The organism is Pseudomonas monteilii NBRC 103158 = DSM 14164 (assembly GCF_000730605.1).
Classification (GTDB): Bacteria; Pseudomonadota; Gammaproteobacteria; order Pseudomonadales; family Pseudomonadaceae; genus Aquipseudomonas; species Aquipseudomonas monteilii.
The window spans coordinates 201,417-219,861 of record NZ_BBIS01000003.1 but is presented as its reverse complement, the minus strand read 5'-3'; the positions used below and the strand labels follow the sequence as shown (position 1 = coordinate 219,861).

Here is an 18,445-nt window from a genome sequence, read left to right as displayed (position 1 = left end):
GGCGCCACACCTCTCACGGCAGGCACTTGGTGGCCCAAACACAATCCACCGCCACGCCCCCACATCACATAAACCGCTACCAGACAAGCTAACCGTTGTCGAGATATGGTTGAACCGGTCCTTTGCGTATACTGCAACCTATGTTCGCCCACACTGCTTTGCGCCAGCGTTGCGCCAAATGGCTTCTCGCAACCGGACTCTTTCTGCTGCTCGGTGCCTGCGTTGAAAAACCCAGCACCCTCGAGCGCGTGAAGGAGGATGGCGTGCTGCGCGTCATCACCCGCAACAGCCCGGCCACCTACTTCCAGGACCGCAACGGCGAAACCGGCTTCGAGTACGAGCTGGTCAAGCATTTCGCCGACGATCTCGGTGTGAAGCTGGAGATCGAGACAGCCGACAACCTCGATGAGCTGTTTGACGACCTCGGTAAACCCTCCGGCCCGGTCCTGGCAGCCGCCGGCCTGGTCAGTAGCACGCGGCGCGCGGCCCAGGCAAAATTCTCGCACCCTTACCTGGAAGTGACCCCGCAGGTCATCTACCGTAACGGCCGCCCCCGCCCGACCAACGCCAAGGGCTTGGTCGGCAAGAAAATAATGGTGCTCAAAGGCAGCAGCCATGCCGACCTGCTGGCCGAGCTGAAAAAGCAGAACCCTGGCCTGGAATATGAAGAGTCAGATGCCGTGGAGGTGGTCGACCTGTTGCGCATGGTCGACGAAGGCCAGATCGACCTGACCCTGGTCGACTCCAACGAGCTGGCGATGAACCAGGTGTATTTCCCCAACGTGCGCGTGGCCTTCGATGTGGGCGACACCCGCGACCAGCGCTGGGCAGTGGCCGCGGGCGAAGACAACAGCCTGCTCAACGAGATCAACGAATTTCTCGACAAGGCGCAGAAGAACGGCACCCTGCAGCGCCTGAAAGACCGTTATTACGGCCATGTCGACGTGTTGGGCTATGTGGGCGCCTACACCTTCGCCCAGCACCTGCAGCAACGCCTGCCCAAGTACGAGAAGCACTTCAAGAGCTACGCCAAGGTCGAGCAGGTGGACTGGCGCCTGCTGGCCGCTATCGGCTATCAGGAATCGATGTGGCAGCCGGAGGTCACCTCCAAGACCGGCGTGCGCGGCTTGATGATGCTGACCCAGCGCACCGCCCAGGCCATGGGCGTATCCAACCGCCTGGACCCGAAACAGAGCATTCAGGGTGGCGCCAAATACTTCATGAAGATCAAGGAAGAGCTGGACGACAGCATTCAGGAGCCGGACCGCACCTGGTTCGCACTGGCTGCCTACAACGTCGGCAGCGGCCACCTGGAAGACGCCCGTACCCTGGCCAAGCGCGAGAAGCTCAACCCGAACAAGTGGCTGGACGTGAAGAAGATGCTGCCGCGCCTGTCGCAGAAGCAGTGGTATCGGCAAACCAAGTACGGCTACGCCCGTGGCGGCGAGCCGGTGCATTTCGTGGCCAACATCCGCCGTTACTACGACATTCTCACCTGGGTGACCCAGCCGCAGCTCGAAGGCCAGGTGGCCGAGGGCAACCTGCATGTGCCTGGGGTGAACAAGGACAAGCCGGCAGATCAGTCGCCGCCCATGTAAGCCTGTACAGGTTAAGCCTTGGCCCGGCGAGCCTTGAAGAAATCACTGAGGATCTGCCCGCACTCCTCCGCCAGCACCCCGCCTTCCACCATCACCCGATGGTTCAGGAACCCCTGCCCGAAAAACTGCCCTTGGCTCTGCACGATCCCCGCCTTGGGCTCCAGGGCGCCAAACACCACGCGCATCACCCGCGAATGCACGATCAGCCCCGCACACATGCTGCACGGTTCCAGGGTCACATAAAGGGTGCTGCCGGGCAGCCGGTAATTACTGGCAGACTTCGCCGCTGCGCGGATGGCCACCATCTCGGCATGCGCACTGGGGTCGCTGTCGATGATCGGCCGGTTGAAGCCCTGGCCGATCACCTGGCCATGCTGCACCAGCACTGCCCCCACCGGCACTTCCCCCATGCTTGCGCCTTGCGCAGCCAGTGTCAGTGCCAGGCGCATGAATTCCTGATCGCGGCTGCGATCGATGATCTGCGGGCGCATCAGACCACCGCGATCGCGGCCATCAGGCCGGTTTCCATGTGGTCGATGACGTGGCAGTGGAACATCCAGGTGCCCGGATTATCCGCCACCAGCGCCACCTGGGCGCGTTCGTTCTTGCCCAGCAGGTAGGTGTCGGTGAACCACGGCTCCTTGATGTCGTGGCGATTGGAGGCGATCACCTTGAAGCTCATGCCGTGCAAGTGGATCGGGTGCTGGTACTGGGTCATGTTCTTCAGCTCGAAGATGTAGCTCTTGCCCTTCTGCAACGTGGCGATGGGGCGGTCCGCGCAGGTCTTGTCGGTGATGTCCCAGGCCTGGCCGTTGATCTGCCACATGCTCGAGGGTTTGTCCGGGTCAGGGGTGACAGTGACGTTGGCCGCCCATTCGAAATTGAAGTTGAGCTTTTCGGCATTCTCCAGGTCCGGCTCGGCGATCGGGTTGGGCGGCAGCGCTGGCGGCCAGTCACTCGGCACGTCGTTGCTGGCCACCGAACGCAGGGTGCCCAGGCGCACGAAACCGTCTCGCAGGGAAATCTCCTCACCCGCCTCGGGAATACGGATGGCCAGGCAGATACGCATGCCGGGGCCGAGCCAGTACTCGTCTTCCAATGGGCGCGGGGTCACCGGGTTGCCGTCGAGGGCATAGATTTTTGCCTCGCAGTTGCCCTTGAGGTTGAGGCGGTAAGTCCAGGTGTTGTCCAGGTTCAGCAGGCGCACCCGCACCACGTGGCCGGCCGGCAGCTCGGTCACCGAGTCGGGCTGACCATTGATGGTGATCAAGCGCCCGGCGGTGCCGTTGCGCGCGGCCTCGCGCGGGATGCTGAAAGGCAGCCAGGCGCCCTGCTCGTCCACGTGCCAGTTCTTCAGGCTAAGGGTGCGCTCATGCTGGAAACCGGTCGGCTCGCGCTCCTCGACGATTAGCGGGCCAACCAGACCGCGCCCCAGCTCTTCGGAGCTGCTGACATGCGGGTGATACCAGTAGCTGCCGGCATCCGGTACGCGGAACTTGTAGTCAAAATACTCGCCCGGCTTGACCGGCAGTTGCGAGACGTAGGGCACACCGTCCATTTCCAGCGGCAGGCGAATGCCGTGCCAGTGAATGGTGGTTTCCACCGGCAGGTGGTTGATGAAGCGTACCCGCAGCCAGGTACCCTGGCGCACGCGAAGCTCGGTACCCGGCGCCGACGGGCCGAACGCCCAGGCCTCGGTCTTGAAGCCCGGCACCAGCTCGACATCCAGCGGCGCGGCGATCAGCTCGTAATCATGCCCCGCATTGTCGTCTTCGACCTTGCCCAGCCAGTAACGCGCCGCGCCACCGGCGCCCAGGCCAACCACAACCAAGCCGGTGAGGCCCTTGAGCATTTGTCGACGGGTGAAGGACATCGGTGCGGGTACCTCGTGTTCTGCGCAATCAAGCTGCCAGCATGGCTGACGGTGAAGGGCGAATACGATACACCTGCAAATGGGAAAGATTAAGTGAAGTCTCGTTTTTGCCTGTGCTGGCCTCTTCGCGGGCAAGCCCGCGAAGAGGCCGATACAGAGGGCAGATACAACAAGGGCGCCTCGCGGCGCCCTTGTGGCTCAACTTATTCCCACTCGATAGTGGCCGGCGGCTTGCTCGACACGTCGTAGGTCACGCGCGAGATACCGTCGATTTCGTTGATGATACGGCCGCTGACGGTTTCCAGCAGTTCGTACGGCAGGTGCGCCCAGCGCGCGGTCATGAAGTCCACGGTCTCGACGGCACGCAGGGCCACGACCCAGGCGTAGCGACGGCCGTCGCCAACGACGCCAACCGACTTGACCGGCTGGAACACCACGAACGCCTGGCTGGTCTTGTGGTACCAGTCGGCCTTGCGCAGCTCTTCGATGAAGATGTGGTCGGCGCGACGCAGGATGTCGGCGTATTCCTTCTTCACTTCACCCAAAATGCGCACGCCCAGGCCCGGGCCCGGGAACGGGTGGCGGTAGACCATGTCGTACGGCAGGCCCAGTTCCAGGCCGATCTTGCGCACTTCGTCCTTGAACAGCTCACGCAGCGGCTCGACCAGCTTGAGGTTCATTTCCTCCGGCAGGCCGCCCACGTTGTGGTGCGACTTGATCACGTGGGCCTTGCCGCTCTTGGCGCCAGCCGACTCGATCACGTCCGGGTAGATGGTGCCCTGAGCGAGGAACTGGATGTTTTCCAGCTTGCTGGCTTCGGCATCGAAGATGTCGATGAAGGTACGGCCGATGATCTTGCGCTTCTTCTCCGGGTCGGCTTCGCCTTCCAGGTTATCGAGGAACTGCTTTTCAGCATCGGCGCGGATCACTTTGACGCCCATGTTCTCTTTGAACATGGCCATCACCTGGTCGCCTTCGTGCAGGCGCAGCAGGCCGTTGTCGACGAATACGCAGGTCAGCTGGTCGCCGATGGCCCGGTGCAGCAGCGCGGCAACCACCGAGCTGTCGACGCCGCCGGACAGGCCCAGCAGGACGTTGGCCGAACCGACTTGCTCACGCACCTGGGCGATGGCGTCTTCAACAATGTTGGAAGGCGTCCACAGGGCTTCACAGCCGCAGATGTCCTGCACGAAGCGGGACAGGATGCGACCGCCTTGCTTGGTGTGGGTCACTTCCGGGTGGAACTGCACGCCGTAATAGCCACGGGAATCGTCGAACATGCCGGCGATCGGGCAGCTTGGGGTGCTGGCCAGCACGTGGAAGTTGCCCGGCATCTGGGTAACCTTGTCGCCGTGGCTCATCCACACGTCCAGGCCCAGTACGCCGTCGCCGTCAACGTGGTCTTCGATGCCGTCGAGCAGGCGGCTCTTGCCGACCACGTCTACGCGGGCATAACCGAATTCACGCAGGTCGGAACCTTCTACCTTGCCGCCCATCTGCTCGGCCATGGTCTGCATGCCGTAGCAGATGCCCAGCACCGGTACGTTCAGGTCGAACACGGCCTGCGGAGCGCGTGGGCTGTTGGCTTCGTGGACCGATTCGGGGCCGCCGGCGAGGATGATGCCGCGCGGGTTGAATTCGCGGATCGCTTCATCGTCCATGTCGAACGGGTGCAGTTCGCAGTACACGCCGATTTCGCGCACGCGGCGGGCGATCAGCTGGGTGTACTGGGAACCGAAATCGAGGATCAGGATGCGGTGAGCGTGAATGTCGAGGGCCATGACTCAATCTCGTCAGTGGAAATCGGAAACGACGCGGGGCTGTCGTGACAGCCCCGCATGCTTATATTGCTGGAAGCCTCAGCCTACACGGTAGTTAGGGGCTTCTTTGGTGATCTGCACGTCATGCACGTGGGACTCGGCCATGCCGGCACCGGTGATACGCACGAATTCCGGCTTGGTGCGCATCTCTTCGATGGTTGCGCTGCCGGTGTAGCCCATGGACGAACGCAGGCCGCCCATCAGCTGGTGGATGATCGCGGCCAGGGCGCCTTTGTAAGGTACGCGGCCTTCGATGCCTTCCGGTACCAGCTTCTCGGCGCCGGCCGAGGAGTCCTGGAAGTAACGGTCGGACGAGCCTTGCGCCTGTGCCATGGCACCCAGCGAGCCCATGCCACGGTAGGCCTTGTAAGAACGGCCCTGGAACAGCTCGACTTCACCCGGAGCCTCTTCGGTACCGGCGAACATCGAACCCATCATCACGCAGGAAGCACCGGCAACGATGGCCTTGGACAGGTCACCGGAGAAGCGGATACCGCCGTCGGCGATCAGTGGCACGCCAGTGCCTTCCAGTGCGGCGGCAACGTTGGCGATGGCGCTGATTTGCGGCACGCCGACACCGGCAACGATACGGGTGGTGCAGATGGAGCCTGGGCCGATACCGACCTTGACGGCGTCAGCGCCCGCTTCGGCCAGGGCCTTGGCAGCAGCGCCGGTGGCGATGTTGCCGCCGATGACCTGCACTTGCGGGTAGGTTTCTTTCACCCAGCGAACGCGGTCAATCACGCCTTTGGAGTGACCGTGGGCGGTGTCGACAACCACCACGTCAACGCCAGCGGCAACCAAGGCGGCAACGCGCTCGCCGGTGTCCTTGCCGGTGCCGACCGCAGCGCCAACACGCAGACGACCTTGGTCGTCCTTGCTGGCCAGCGGGTAGGCCTTGGCTTTTTCGATGTCCTTGACGGTCATCATGCCCTTGAGGTTGAACTTGTCGTCAACGATCAGGACCTTTTCCAGGCGGTGCTTGTGCAGCAGCTCGCGCACTTCGTTCTTGTCGGCGCCTTCGCGGACGGTGACCAGACGCTCTTTTGGCGTCATCACGTCGCGGACCTTGGCGTCCAGGCGGGTTTCGAAGCGCACGTCACGGGAAGTGACGATGCCAACCAGGTCACCGTTCGCCAGCACCGGTACGCCGGAGATGTTGTTCAGGCGGGTCAGGTCGAACAGGTCGCGCACGGTGGCGTCGGCGTCGATGGTGATCGGGTCCTTGACCACGCCAGCCTCGAACTTCTTGACCTTGCGTACTTCGCCGGCCTGCTGTTCGATGGTCATGTTCTTGTGGATGATGCCGATACCGCCTTCCTGGGCCATGGCAATGGCCAGGCGCGCTTCGGTCACGGTATCCATGGCGGCGGAAACCAGCGGAATGTTCAGCTCGATGCCACGGGTCAAACGGGTCTTGAGACTGACTTCATTGGGCAGTACCTCGGAATAACCAGGTACAAGGAGGATATCGTCGAAGGTCAGGGCTTCTTGGCTGATACGCAGCATCGCGGGGGCTCCCGGGCGGGAAAAATGGAAGCGCGCCATTATACTCATGCACGGCGCGCCGCTCAATGCAAAATAAGGGCCTTCGGTCAGCCTTGTGGCAGTTTTACCTGCACCACGGCCACCGGCTGGTCGAGCCAGTCGGCGAAGCTGTCGAGAAAGGCCTGGGTAAACCCGGCCTCGCCCCAGTTGTTGAAGATGAACCCCAGGTTTGAAAAGGCACATGGCTGCAGGTAAATGAAGCCATTGATGTCATCTTCGAAGCCGCACAGCGGGCAGGTGAAGTTGTCACTTACCCCCGGCATCCACTCTTCCAGGCTTTCGAACAGCGGCTCGCCCACCTCGCGCCGGCATTCCGGGCAACCGGCTTCTTCAAGGAAGCCATCGGTCGGGGTATAGATGCAGCGCTTGAGCATCACTTCCAGGCCGTTGACCTGCTGGCCGAAGGGCAGTTTTTCGGGGTGCAGGGCCACTTTGCGCGCGCCTGCAGCCAAGGCATGCCCCATGCGGTTGCCGGTACGGCCACAGGTGGTCAGTTGCTCCTCGACGACCTTTTCGCGCACCAGCCAGCGCAGGATGGCGCGGGCGCGGGCTTCATGCACCGGGACGGTGGACAGCTTGGGAACGATGATGCTCTGGGTGTTCATGAACGGGAAAAGCCTGAAAAACTGCGGTAATGACGCAATTCTACCGCTCAGCCGCTCAGGTAGCGACCGATCAACGCCAGCCCGCTGGCCAGCACCAACCAGGTGACCAGGCGTACAAATGCCTCACGGGACAGCCGGTGGGTCAGCCTGCGCCCCAGCCAAAGGCCGACGAACATGACCGGCAGCAAGCAGGCGGCAAGCAGCAGCAAGCTTTGGTCGGCATAGACACCGGCGAGCAGGAACAGCGTCAGGCGCACCACCGTGCTGCAACTGATCAGCGCGCTCTGGGTGGCACGTACCTGCTCTTTTACCTCCAGGCGTGCGCTCAGATATAGGGCGTACAAGAAACCGCCGCTGCCAAATAGCGCGCCGAACAAACCACCTGCCGTACCCATCGGCACCGCCCACACGCCGGACAATCGGGCCGGCCGCACCTTCACCGCCAACCCGTACAGCGCGTAGGCCGTGACGAACAAGCCCATCAGCAGCAGCAAAAGGTCGGATTTCAGTTGCAGAAGAAATACCACGCCCAGCGTGCAGCCCAGCACCATGAACGGCAGCAGCCGCAACAACTCGCTGCGCACCACGTCCCGGCGCGATGGCAGCAGGTTGCCGAACGCGGCAACGAAGTCCAGCAGCACCAACAGCGGGATGATGCGTGACAACGGCATGAAGTGGATCAGCACAGGGCCGGCCACCAGCGCCGTGCCGAAACCGGCGATGCCAAAAACGATATAGGCGGCACCGACACCGAACAGGATGGGCAGCCAGTCAAGGCCGGAAAACGACAGTTGGGCAAGCATGGCAGCAGTTCCTGAAAAGTCAGGCCAAGGTTAGCCAGCCATGAGCCATGCCGACTAATATGCCTTTATCGCCATAGCTATCTTGAAAAGGCATGACATGACGTCGATCCGCCAGTTGCGTTACTTCGTGGAAATTGCCGAGTGTGGCAGCTTCAGCGGTGCCGCCGAACGGCTGTACATCGCCCAGTCGGCACTGAGCCGGCAGATCAAGGAGCTGGAGCAGCAACTGGGCACGCCACTGTTCGAACGCACGGCACGCCTGCCACGCCTGACGCTGGCCGGGCAGGCCTTTCTCGAACGGGCACGCCGCTTGCTGGCCGACCTGGCGCAAGCAGAGCGCGTAACGCGCGACATTGGCGAGGGGTTGCAGGGCAGCCTGCGCCTGAACCATTCCAGTACCGTGCCGCTGATCGGCCCGTTGCTGGCTCGCCTGGGGGACTATCTGCGGGAAAACCCGGAGGTTTCGCTGGAGATCGCGCAGCAGTCGTCGGAGGCCCAGCTGGAAGATATTGCGGCCGGGCGGCTGGATATTGGCCTGCTGCGCTTGCCAGTGCTGCGCCAGCATGAAGGCGTGGCGCTGCATGAACTGTTCAGCGAACCGCTGTTACTGGCGGTCGCCGCTGGGCACCCGTTGGCCAATGCGCAGTACGTTCAACTGGAGCAATTGAGGGAAGAACGTTTTATTTCCATCCCGCACCGGGACCGTGGCGGGCTGAGTTACCTGTCGGCTTCGTTGTGCATGGGGGCAGGTTTCTTTCCGCGCGCGGCGCAGGTGCTGTCGCGCAAAACTACGCAATTGCAGCTGATTCAGGCGGGGTTCGGGGTGGCGTTACTGCCAGCGTGCATGCGTGAGATCGCGCCGGCTTCGGTCAGTTTCGTGGCGCTGGAGGGGGGCCGCGAGAGCACCGTAGCGCTGGCTTGCCGACGTGATGCAGGGCAGATGGTGCGCCAGTTCGTGAGGGCGATAGGGCCGGGACAGACAACCGGGGCCGATGTCCTTTATGATGCCCGCCATGATCAAAGACCCCTTCGAACGACTCGGCCTGGACCGTGAGGTCCTTACCGTCAGCCAACTCAACGGCCGCGCACGCGTGCTGCTGGAAGACGTGTTCCGCAGCGTGTGGGTGGAAGGCGAGATTTCCAACCTCGCCCGCCCGGCGTCCGGCCACATGTACTTCACCCTCAAGGACAGCGGCGCCCAGGTGCGCTGTGCGTTGTTCCGGCAGAATGCCACCCGCGTACGCCAGGCACTGCGAGACGGCCTTGCCGTTCGTGTGCGCGGCAAGGTTTCGCTGTTCGAGGGGCGTGGCGACTACCAGCTGATTCTCGACACCGTCGAGCCGGCCGGCGATGGCGCACTGCGCCTGGCGTTCGAAGCCCTGAAGGAGAAGCTCGGTGCCGAGGGGCTGTTCAGCGCCGAACGCAAGAAGCCGCTACCGGCCCACCCCCAACGCATCGGCATCATCACATCACCCACCGGTGCAGTGATCCGCGACATCATCAGCGTGTTCGGCCGCCGAGCTCCACAGGTAGAGCTGAACCTGATCCCGACAGCGGTACAGGGCCGCGAAGCCATCGCGCAGATCGTGCGTGCCATCCGTCTCGCCGACAGCCTCGGTTTCGATGCGCTGATCCTGGCCCGTGGGGGCGGCTCGCTGGAAGACTTGTGGTGCTTCAACGAAGAAGCCGTGGCGCGTGCGGTCGCCGCCTGCGTAACGCCGATTGTCAGCGCCGTGGGCCATGAAACCGATGTGTCGATCAGCGACTTCGTCGCTGACGTGCGCGCCCCCACACCGTCTGCTGCCGCGGAACTGCTGGCCCCCGACAACAGTGGCCTGCAGCAACGCCTGGATGGCCTGCAACGGCGCCTGCTGCTGCGCATGCAGAACCGCCTGACCCACGACCGCCTGCGCCTGGAGTCCCTGACCCGGCGCCTGCGCCACCCGGGCGAGCGTTTGCGCCAGCAAGCCCAGCGCCTGGACGACCTGGACATGCGCTTGCGCCGCGCCTTCATGCTCAGCCTCAACCAGCGCCGCGAGCGCCTGGCACGCCTGGATACGCGCTTGGCCGCACAGCATCCGGGGCGTAACCTGAAACTGCTGAGCCAGCGCCTGGACAGCCTGGCCGAGCGCCTGCCACGGGCCATGCGCGACGTGCTCAAAGATCGCCGCCAACGCTTCCAGGCTCAGTTGCAAACCCTGCAGGTGGTCAGCCCGCTGGCCACCCTTGCCCGCGGCTACAGCATTTTGCTGGATGAACAAGGCCAGGCCATCCGCAGCGCCGAACAGACCCGCAACGGCCAGCGCCTGACCGCTCGCCTGAACGAAGGCGAGCTGCTGGTGCGGGTCGAAGACAACCACCTGACCCCGGTCACCCTCTCACTACTGGACTGACACATGCCCCGCCTGCTTGCGCCTTTGCTTGCCCTTTCCCTGTTGCTGCTGGCCGGCGGCGCTCAGGCCAGCTACATCACCCGCACGCTGAACAAGCCGGTGCCCGGCGGCGTTGCAGTGGTCGACCTGGGCCCCGCCGCCAGCGCGCCCAGTGCCCGCTTCAACGGCAAGCCGGTGCTGGTGGTGAAAGAGCAGGATACCTGGCTGGCCATCGTCGGCATTCCGCTGACCCAGAAGCCCGGCACCGCCACGCTGAACCAGGGCGGTCGCACGCTGCCCTTCAGCGTGGGGAGCAAAAAATACCCCGAGCAGCGCATCACCCTGAAGAACACCCGCCAGGTCAACCCGAACCCCGCCGACCTCAAGCGCATCGACCGCGAACTGGCCGAGCAGATCAAGGCCTACCGCAGCTTCAGCCCGAGCCTGCCGAGCAACCTGATCCTCGACAAGCCGGTCAACGGCCCGCTGTCGAGCAAGTTTGGCGTGCGCCGCTTCTTCAATGGCGAAGAACGCAACCCACATGCCGGGCTGGACTTCGCGGTGCCGGCAGGCACGCCAATCAAGACCCCCGCCAATGGCAAGGTGATTCTGGTGGGGGACTACTTCTTCAATGGCCGCACAGTGTTCGTCGACCATGGGCAGGGCTTCATCAGCATGTTCTGCCACATGTCGAAGATCGATGTGCAGGTGGGGCAGCAACTGCGCCGTGGCGAGGTGGTCGGGCGGGTGGGCTCCACCGGGCGGGCGACCGGGCCGCATATGCACTGGAACGTCAGCCTGAATGATGCACGGGTGGATCCGGCGATTTTCATTGGGGCGTTCCAGCCCTGAAACCGCGAAGAGCCCAGCACTGCCGACATCAATTCCACTGTGTTGCGCCATCGAAAAATACCGCGCAACATTCAATAATCACCCAGCAAATTCCAGCTATAAAATCTCGCACAAGATCTTTTTTTAAGCATTCCTCTCAATTTTCCTCGAACGCTTGCCATCCCCCACCCCACTGGTTAAGTTTGAGGGCATGAAAACCTTCAGCACCCTCATCCTGCTCCGACAACATCGCAGCCTCTGCCTGGTCAGCGCCCGACTACCAGGTTGAATCGCGTCGCCTCGCCTCTTCATCTCGTTATCGCTCGGCAGGCCCGATCTCGGCCGCACACAAAAGGATTGCTTCCATGACCATGCTCAAAGACCCTTCGAAGAAGTACCGCGCTTTCCCGACCATCGACCTGCCTGACCGCACCTGGCCGTCGAAGACCATCACTGCCGCGCCGATCTGGTGCAGCTCCGACCTGCGTGATGGCAACCAGTCGCTGATCGAGCCGATGGATTCGGAGAAGAAACTGCGCTTCTGGAAGACCCTGGTACAGGTGGGTGTGAAGGAAATCGAAGCCTCGTTCCCGTCCGCCTCGCAGACCGACTTCGACTTCGTGCGCATGCTGATCGAAGAAGGCCACATCCCCGACGACACCACCATTCAGGTGCTCACCCAGGCCCGTGAAGACCTGATCGCCCGTACCTTCGAGTCGCTGCGCGGTGCCAAGAAAGCCATCGTCCACCTGTACAACGCCACCAGCCCGTCGTTCCGCCGCATCGTCTTCAACCAGGACAAGCAAGGCGTGAAGGACATCGCGGTGAACGCGGCCAAGCTGTTCGTCAAGTACGCTGCCCAGCAGCCGGAAACCCAGTGGACCTTCCAGTACTCGCCAGAAACCTTCAGCGCCACCGAAATGGAGTTCGCCAAGGAAGTCTGTGACGCAGTCATCGAAGTGTGGAACCCGACGCCTGAGCACAAGATCATCCTCAACCTGCCGGCCACCGTGGAAGTGTCCACCCCGAACATCTACGCCGACCAGATCGAGTGGTTCTGCCGCAACGTCAGCCGTCGCGACAGCGTGATCATCAGCCTGCACTGCCACAACGACCGCGGCACCGGCATTGCCGCCACCGAACTGGGTCTGATGGCGGGTGCCGACCGCGCCGAAGGCTGCCTGTTCGGCAACGGCGAGCGTACCGGTAACGTCGACCTGGTGACCTTGGCACTGAACCTCTACACCCAGGGCATCGACCCGTTGCTGGACTTCTCCGACATCGACGGCGTGCGCAAAGTGGTCGAAGAGTGCAACCAGTTGCCGGTGCACCCACGCCACCCGTATGTGGGCGATCTGGTCCACACCGCGTTCTCCGGCTCGCACCAGGACGCCATCCGCAAAGGTTTCGCCAAGCAGCAGGAAGGCGAGCTGTGGGAAGTGCCTTACTTGCCGATCGACCCGGCCGACATCGGCCGCAGCTACGAGGCGGTCATCCGCGTCAACAGCCAGTCGGGCAAAGGCGGCATCACCTACCTGCTCGAGCAGGAATACGGCATCAGCCTGCCACGCCGCATGCAGATCGAATTCAGCCAGGTCGTCCAGGGTGAAACCGACCGCCTGGGCCTGGAAATGACCGCCCAGCAGATCTACAGCCTGCTGCACAAGGAATACCTCCAGGCCAACGCGCCGTACGCGCTGGTCAGCCACCGCCTGCAGGAAGAAAACGGCCACAGCGCCGTGGAAGTGGAAGTCGCCGGCGAAGGCGAAACCACCCTGCACTGGCGCGGCAAGGGCAACGGCGCCCTGGAAGCCCTGGTAGCCGGCCTGCCGATCTCGGTGGAGATCATGGACTACAACGAGCATGCCATTGGCGCAGGCACCAATGCCAAGGCTGCTGCCTACATTGAATTGCGCGTGGCCGGTGGCCGTCCGGTGCATGGTGTGGGTATCGATGAAAACATCACCACCGCCAGCTTCAAGGCGCTGTTCAGCGCGCTGAACCGCTCGCTGAGCCAGCAGGAAGCCAAGGCGGCCTGAGCCCTGGTGCGATGAATGAAGAAGCCCGCATCGTTTGATGCGGGCTTTTTTGTTGCCTGTTCTGGCCCTACAAGAATGACAGGCAAAAAAAGGGGCGCCGACCAAGCGCCCCATAAGCCGTAAAGCACACAACAAATTCAGTTGGCGTCCAGCAACGCCATCGCCTCGGCACTGCACGCCTCGATCCGCGCCCAGTCGCCGTTCTTGATCCAGCTGCTGTCGAGCATCCAGGTCCCGCCCACGCACATCACATTGGGCAAGGCCATGTAGTTGCGCACGTTGGCCGGGTTGACGCCACCGGTTGGGCAGAAGCGGATATCACCGAACGGCCCGCCAAAGGCCTTGATCGCTGCCACACCGCCGCTGATTTCCGCCGGGAACAGCTTGAAGCGGCGGTAACCCAGGGCGTAGCCCATCATGATTTCGGACGGTGTGCTGATGCCTGGCAGCAACGGAATTTCACTGTCCACACCGGCTTCCAGAATGTCCTGGGTTATGCCGGGGGTAACGACGAACTGCGCACCCGCCGCTTCGACAGCAGCGAACATGTTGCGATCAAGCACTGTACCGGCGCCGACGCACAGTTCCGGGCGCTGCTCGCGCAGCACCTGGATGGCCTTCAGGCCATGCTGCGAACGCAAGGTCACTTCCAGGGTACGGATGCCGCCAGCGGCCAGGGCATCAGCCAGTGGCAGGATGTCTTCCTCACGGGCGATGGTGATCACCGGCAGGATGCGCGCCTTTTCGCAGATGGCATCGATCCGCGCGGCTTTATCGGCCATCGAGAGCTTGGGCTGTGGGCGTTCAAGGGTGGTCATGACTATGGATCCTTGGCTCATGGGCACCAGTAGATGTCCAGGGGGTCGTGAAGAAAAGCGCGAATCGGCATTTCAGTGAGGTCGTTGCCAGCCAGCGCGGCGCGCAGGGTAGCGAGTTTGCCCTGGCCTTGCACGGACAGCGCAGTAAAGGCGGCACTGGCCAGCAGCGAGCGGGTCATCGACAGGCGCTGGTGCGGCACGCTCGGTGCCAGCAACGGCAGGCAGCGGCGCGGGCTGGACAGGTCCAGGCCTGCTTCCAGGTTGGGGCTGGCCGGGAACAGCGAGGCGGTATGGCCATCGTCGCCCATGCCCAGCACCAACACATCGATAAGTGGCAGCCCGGCCAAGGCCTGGTCGGCCTTGAGCGCGGCGGCTTCGAGGTTCTCCGCCTGCTGGTACAGGCCAACAAAGCGGGCCTTGGCCGCTGCACCCTTGAGCAGGTGGCGGGCCAGCAGGCCAGCATTGCTGTCGGCGTGCTCCACGGGCACCCAGCGCTCATCGGCCAGGCTGACGGTGACCTTGGACCAGTCCAGGTTTTCGCTGGCCAGCTTCTCCAGAAACGGCACCGGGCTGCGGCCGCCGGACAGCACCAGGCAGGCCTGGCCCTTGGCAGCAATTGCCGCACGCAGGCGCTCGGCCACGTCGTGGGCTTGAGTGGCGGCCAGCGCCTTGGCATCTGCCAGCGCGTGTACCTTCACAGCCGCTGGCAGTTTCAGTTCAGATATCCCCATACCACGCCCTCCCATCGCGTGTGATCAGTGCAATCGAGCTCATCGGCCCCCAGGAGCCCGCCGCGTAAGGCTTGGGCGCATCGCCCGCATTACGCCAGCCGGCGATCAACTGGTCGCACCATTTCCAGGCATATTCGATTTCGTCCTTGCGCACGAACAGGTTCTGGTTGCCACGCATCACTTCCAGCAGCAAGCGCTCGTAGGCATCCGGAATCCGCGTGCTGCGCCAGGTGTCGGAAAAATTCAGCTGCAACGGGCCGCTGCGCAGCTGCATGCCCTTGTCCAGGCCCTGCTCCTTGGTCATTACCCGTAAAGAAATGCCTTCGTCCGGTTGCAGGCGGATGATCAGCTTGTTACCGATCTGCAAACGCTGTTCCGGGGCGAAGATGTAGTGCGGCGTTTCCTTGAAGTGGATAACGATCTGCGACAGTTTCTGCGGCATGCGCTTGCCGGTACGCAGGTAAAACGGCACGCCCGACCAGCGCCAGTTGCGAATGTCGGCACGCAGTGCGACGAACGTTTCGGTGTCACTCTGGGCATTGGCGTTGTCTTCCTCCAGGTAGCCCGGCACCGGTTTGCCTTCGCTGTAGCCGGCAATGTACTGGCCACGCACCACACGGGTGCTTAGCCCGTCGCCGGTGATCGGTGCCAGGGCCTTGAGCACTTTTACCTTTTCGTCGCGAATGGCATCGGCCGACAGTTCGCTGGGCGGGTCCATGGCGATTAGGCACAGCAGCTGCAGCAGGTGGTTCTGGATCATGTCACGCAGTTGGCCAGCCTTGTCGAAATAGCCCCAGCGGCCTTCGATACCGACTTTTTCGGCAACGGTGATCTCCACATGGGAGATGGAGTTCTGGTTCCACTGGGTTTCGAACAGGCTGTTGGCGAAGCGCAGGGCAATGAGGTTTTGCACCGTCTCTTTGCCCAGGTAGTGATCGATACGGTAAACCCGGCTTTCGGGGAAGAACCGTGCTACGGCATCGTTGACCCGGCGTGACGACTCCAGGTCGTGGCCGATAGGCTTTTCCAGCACCACACGGGTGCGCGGGGCCAGCCCGGCCTTGTCGAGGTTTTCACAGATTGCCCCATACACCGCTGCCGCCGTGGCGAAGTAAGCGATCAGCGGCAGCTCGCCTGGCAATTGCTCGGCCAGGGCCTGGTAGCCCTCGGGCTGAAGAAAATCCAGATGCTGGTAATTCAGCCTGGCGAGAAAGCGCCCCAGCGCTGCTGGCTCGATATCCGCCTCGGGCACATGCCGGCGCAGGTGCGCCTCGATGCTGTTCAGGTGCTCCTGCGCGCTGCCGGCTTCGCGGGCCAACGCCAACAAGCGGGTGTCCGGGTGCAACAGGTTGGCCCGGTCAAGCTGGTAAAGCGCAGGAAACAGCTTGCGCAATGCCAGGTCGCCGAGGGCGCCAAACAGGGCAAAGGTGCAAGGTTCGACACTGATCGCAGCCATGATGTTGGTTCTTTCCTAAAGTTGGTCTAGGAATACCGCTTTCACATGCGGTTTTCAAGGGATAATGTAGTAAAAACCACAACATTACACGCAAGTGTTACAGACAAGTGGTACGCCAACCGCGCCGACAGTACGATAGACGACCGTGCAAAAAGCCTGCTGCTTCCACAGCCGGCTGTCTTCCCGACCCAAGGACACACCCATGGACCGCGTGCGAAACCTCCTGGAGCAGATCCAGGGACGCCTCGACGAGCTGAACAAGGCCGAACGCAAAGTCGCCGAAGTCATCCTGCTCAACCCGCAACAAGCCACCCGTTTCAGCATTGCTGCGCTGGCCCAGGCAGCCAAGGTCAGCGAACCGACCGTCAACCGCTTTTGCCGCTCGTTCGGCGTCAGCGGCTACCCCGAACTGAAGCTGCAGCTGGCACAGAGCCTGGCCAGCGGCGCCGCCTACGTCAGCCGCGCAGTAGAGGCCGACGATGACCCGGCCGCCTATACCCAGAAGATCTTCGCCAGCGCCATCGCCTCGCTCGACAGCGCCTGCCAGCAACTGGACCCGCAACAGGTCAGCCGCGCCGTGGACATGATGATCCAGGCCCGGCAGATCCACTTCTTCGGCCTGGGCGCCTCGGCGCCGGTAGCCCTGGATGCGCAGCACAAGTTCTTCCGCTTCAACCTGGCCGTGTCGGCCCATGCTGACGTGCTGATGCAGCGCATGCTGGCCTCGGTGGCGCACACCGGCGACCTGTTCGTGATCATTTCCTACACCGGGCGCACCCGTGAACTGGTCGAAGTGGCCCGCCTGGCCCGTGAAAACGGAGCCTCGGTACTGGGCCTGACCGCCGCCGGCTCGCCACTGGCCAACGCCTGCAGCCTGAGCCTGCACATTCCGCTGCCGGAAGACACCGACATCTACATGCCGATGACTTCGCGGATCATTCAGCTGACGGTGCTCGATGTGCTGGCCACCGGCATGACCTTGCGCCGCGGCGTGGACTTCCAGCCGCACCTGCGCAAGATCAAGGAAAGCCTGAACGCCAGCCGCTACCCGATCGAGGACGACGAGCTCAACTGAGCCGGTGTGCCTGCAGGCGCAGGTGGGCACGCTGCCCCGGCGCCAGGCTCAGGCCCTCGCCACTGCCGCTGGCAGCCTCGACACAGACGAAGCGCTGGCATTCACGCCCGGTCACGCCCATCAACGGGCGGTTGCCCGGGTGCCAGACCACGGTGTCGTCGCTGTCCCCCGTATCGATGCACAGCTCACGCTGCCAGGCCGGGTCCTGCAGTTGCACACGCGGTGTGCCGGGGTAGACCTTCTGGCAGCCCCCCTTGAGCTTCAGCGCGCCATCTTCTCGGCAGGCCTGGCGGTTCAAGCGGTCGTAACCTTCGATGTCCTCAAGCCCGGATAGCGCTATCTCGGACACGTCACTGATGCGCCAGTAGGCCAGCAGCGCATGGCTCAACTGGCAGGGTTCGCTGTCCTGATGCTCGGTGCTCAGGCTCAGTTCCATGCGGCTACCCAGCCGGGCATGCAGGTCTACCTGCCAGTCACACAGGTCCAGCCGCCACTTCAGGGTTACGCCCTCCTCGTCCTCACGGCTGTCCACCAGCTTCCAGTCCAGCAGCCGTGCCCAGCCATGGGCAGGCCACAAGTCTTCGCTGGGGTGGCGGCCATACCACGGCCAGCACACCGGCACGCCACCACGGATCGCCCCTACCTGCGGCCACTGCTCGGCGCACCACAGCCAAGGGCGTTCACCCGCTGGCTGAAAGTGCAGCAGTTGCGCGCCCTGGCGACTGAATACCGCCTGGCAACGGGGGTGATCGATGATCAGCACATCGCGCTGCTGGTAACGCTCCCACTCGAATGTCGGCCTGGGCCGCTGCGAGGAAAAGAAGCGATGGAGCGGATGTTCGGGCATGGTTCAGAGCTCTTGTTGTTTGAGATAGC

Annotated in this window: 16 protein-coding genes; 6 read left to right on the top strand and 10 right to left on the bottom strand. The window is 63.0% G+C overall.

Features of this window, described 5'->3' with window-relative positions; all coding sequences use genetic code 11:
- Positions 1-140: 140 nt before the first annotated feature.
- The gene (gene mltF / locus PM2_RS01565; protein WP_028698966.1) at positions 141-1,598 is read left to right on the top strand and encodes a membrane-bound lytic murein transglycosylase MltF; all 1,458 of its coding nucleotides are present in this window, start codon (positions 141-143) and stop codon (positions 1,596-1,598) included.
- A gap of 11 nt (positions 1,599-1,609) precedes the next feature.
- Here mltF and tadA read toward each other — a convergent pair whose 3' ends face one another.
- The 6 genes from tadA to PM2_RS01535 all read right to left on the bottom strand — a co-directional run bounded on the left by tadA (position 1,610) and on the right by PM2_RS01535 (position 8,247).
- Complete coding sequence (tadA, locus tag PM2_RS01560; protein ID WP_016713031.1) at positions 1,610-2,089, bottom strand: tRNA adenosine(34) deaminase TadA; 480 nt, start codon at positions 2,087-2,089, stop codon at positions 1,610-1,612.
- Entirely contained in the window at positions 2,089-3,471 is a 1,383-nt protein-coding gene (locus PM2_RS01555; RefSeq protein WP_028698965.1) for a multicopper oxidase family protein, read from the bottom strand. The genes tadA and PM2_RS01555 overlap by 1 nt, the downstream gene beginning before the upstream one ends.
- A 203-nt stretch (positions 3,472-3,674) precedes the next feature.
- A complete protein-coding gene (gene guaA / locus PM2_RS01550) occupies positions 3,675-5,252 on the bottom strand; it encodes a glutamine-hydrolyzing GMP synthase (RefSeq protein ID WP_016713073.1) in 1,578 nt (525 codons plus the stop codon).
- Between the two features lie 78 nt (positions 5,253-5,330).
- Positions 5,331-6,800 carry an IMP dehydrogenase gene (gene guaB / locus PM2_RS01545; RefSeq protein ID WP_016713074.1) on the bottom strand — a complete coding sequence of 490 codons (1,470 nt, stop codon included), beginning with the start codon at positions 6,798-6,800 and terminating at the stop codon, positions 5,331-5,333.
- Positions 6,801-6,886: 86 nt separating this feature from the next.
- Positions 6,887-7,444 (bottom strand): hypothetical protein, encoded by a 558-nt coding sequence (locus PM2_RS01540; protein ID WP_028698964.1) that lies wholly within the window; start codon positions 7,442-7,444, stop codon positions 6,887-6,889.
- Between the two features lie 47 nt (positions 7,445-7,491).
- On the bottom strand, positions 7,492-8,247 hold the full coding sequence (locus PM2_RS01535) for a sulfite exporter TauE/SafE family protein (protein ID WP_028698963.1): 756 nt from the start codon (positions 8,245-8,247) through the stop codon (positions 7,492-7,494).
- 97 nt (positions 8,248-8,344) lie between these two features.
- Here PM2_RS01535 and PM2_RS01530 point away from each other — a divergent pair, with 97 nt between their 5' ends.
- From PM2_RS01530 to leuA, 4 genes are all read left to right on the top strand, one after another.
- Positions 8,345-9,301 (top strand): LysR family transcriptional regulator, encoded by a 957-nt coding sequence (locus PM2_RS01530; RefSeq protein ID WP_373446711.1) that lies wholly within the window; start codon positions 8,345-8,347, stop codon positions 9,299-9,301.
- Complete coding sequence (xseA, locus tag PM2_RS01525; RefSeq protein WP_028698962.1) at positions 9,261-10,640, top strand: exodeoxyribonuclease VII large subunit; 1,380 nt, start codon at positions 9,261-9,263, stop codon at positions 10,638-10,640. Before PM2_RS01530 ends, xseA begins: the two co-directional genes overlap by 41 nt.
- Before the next feature lie 3 nt (positions 10,641-10,643).
- Positions 10,644-11,471, top strand: a complete 828-nt coding sequence (locus PM2_RS01520) for a M23 family metallopeptidase (RefSeq protein ID WP_016713079.1) — start codon at positions 10,644-10,646, stop codon at positions 11,469-11,471.
- 344 nt (positions 11,472-11,815) lie between these two features.
- On the top strand, positions 11,816-13,489 hold the full coding sequence (gene leuA, locus PM2_RS01515; protein WP_016713080.1) for a 2-isopropylmalate synthase: 1,674 nt from the start codon (positions 11,816-11,818) through the stop codon (positions 13,487-13,489).
- 137 nt (positions 13,490-13,626) lie between these two features.
- Here the strand turns inward: leuA and PM2_RS01510 are convergent, their stop codons facing one another.
- From PM2_RS01510 to zwf, 3 genes are read right to left on the bottom strand one after another with little or no spacing between them, the layout of a single operon-like run.
- The gene (locus tag PM2_RS01510) at positions 13,627-14,307 is read right to left on the bottom strand and encodes a bifunctional 4-hydroxy-2-oxoglutarate aldolase/2-dehydro-3-deoxy-phosphogluconate aldolase (protein WP_028698961.1); all 681 of its coding nucleotides are present in this window, start codon (positions 14,305-14,307) and stop codon (positions 13,627-13,629) included.
- A 17-nt stretch (positions 14,308-14,324) separates the two neighbouring features.
- The gene (gene pgl / locus PM2_RS01505; RefSeq protein ID WP_016713082.1) at positions 14,325-15,038 is read right to left on the bottom strand and encodes a 6-phosphogluconolactonase; all 714 of its coding nucleotides are present in this window, start codon (positions 15,036-15,038) and stop codon (positions 14,325-14,327) included.
- Positions 15,025-16,494 (bottom strand): glucose-6-phosphate dehydrogenase, encoded by a 1,470-nt coding sequence (zwf, locus tag PM2_RS01500; protein ID WP_016713083.1) that lies wholly within the window; start codon positions 16,492-16,494, stop codon positions 15,025-15,027. The genes pgl and zwf overlap by 14 nt, the downstream gene beginning before the upstream one ends.
- Before the next feature lie 211 nt (positions 16,495-16,705).
- Here zwf and hexR point away from each other — a divergent pair, with 211 nt between their 5' ends.
- Complete coding sequence (gene hexR, locus PM2_RS01495) at positions 16,706-17,569, top strand: DNA-binding transcriptional regulator HexR (RefSeq protein ID WP_169774905.1); 864 nt, start codon at positions 16,706-16,708, stop codon at positions 17,567-17,569.
- On the opposite strand, the gene PM2_RS01490 is transcribed toward hexR, so the two are convergent.
- Positions 17,562-18,416 (bottom strand): D-hexose-6-phosphate mutarotase, encoded by an 855-nt coding sequence (locus tag PM2_RS01490; RefSeq protein ID WP_016713084.1) that lies wholly within the window; start codon positions 18,414-18,416, stop codon positions 17,562-17,564. The genes hexR and PM2_RS01490 overlap by 8 nt on opposite strands.
- Positions 18,417-18,445 lie beyond the last annotated feature (29 nt).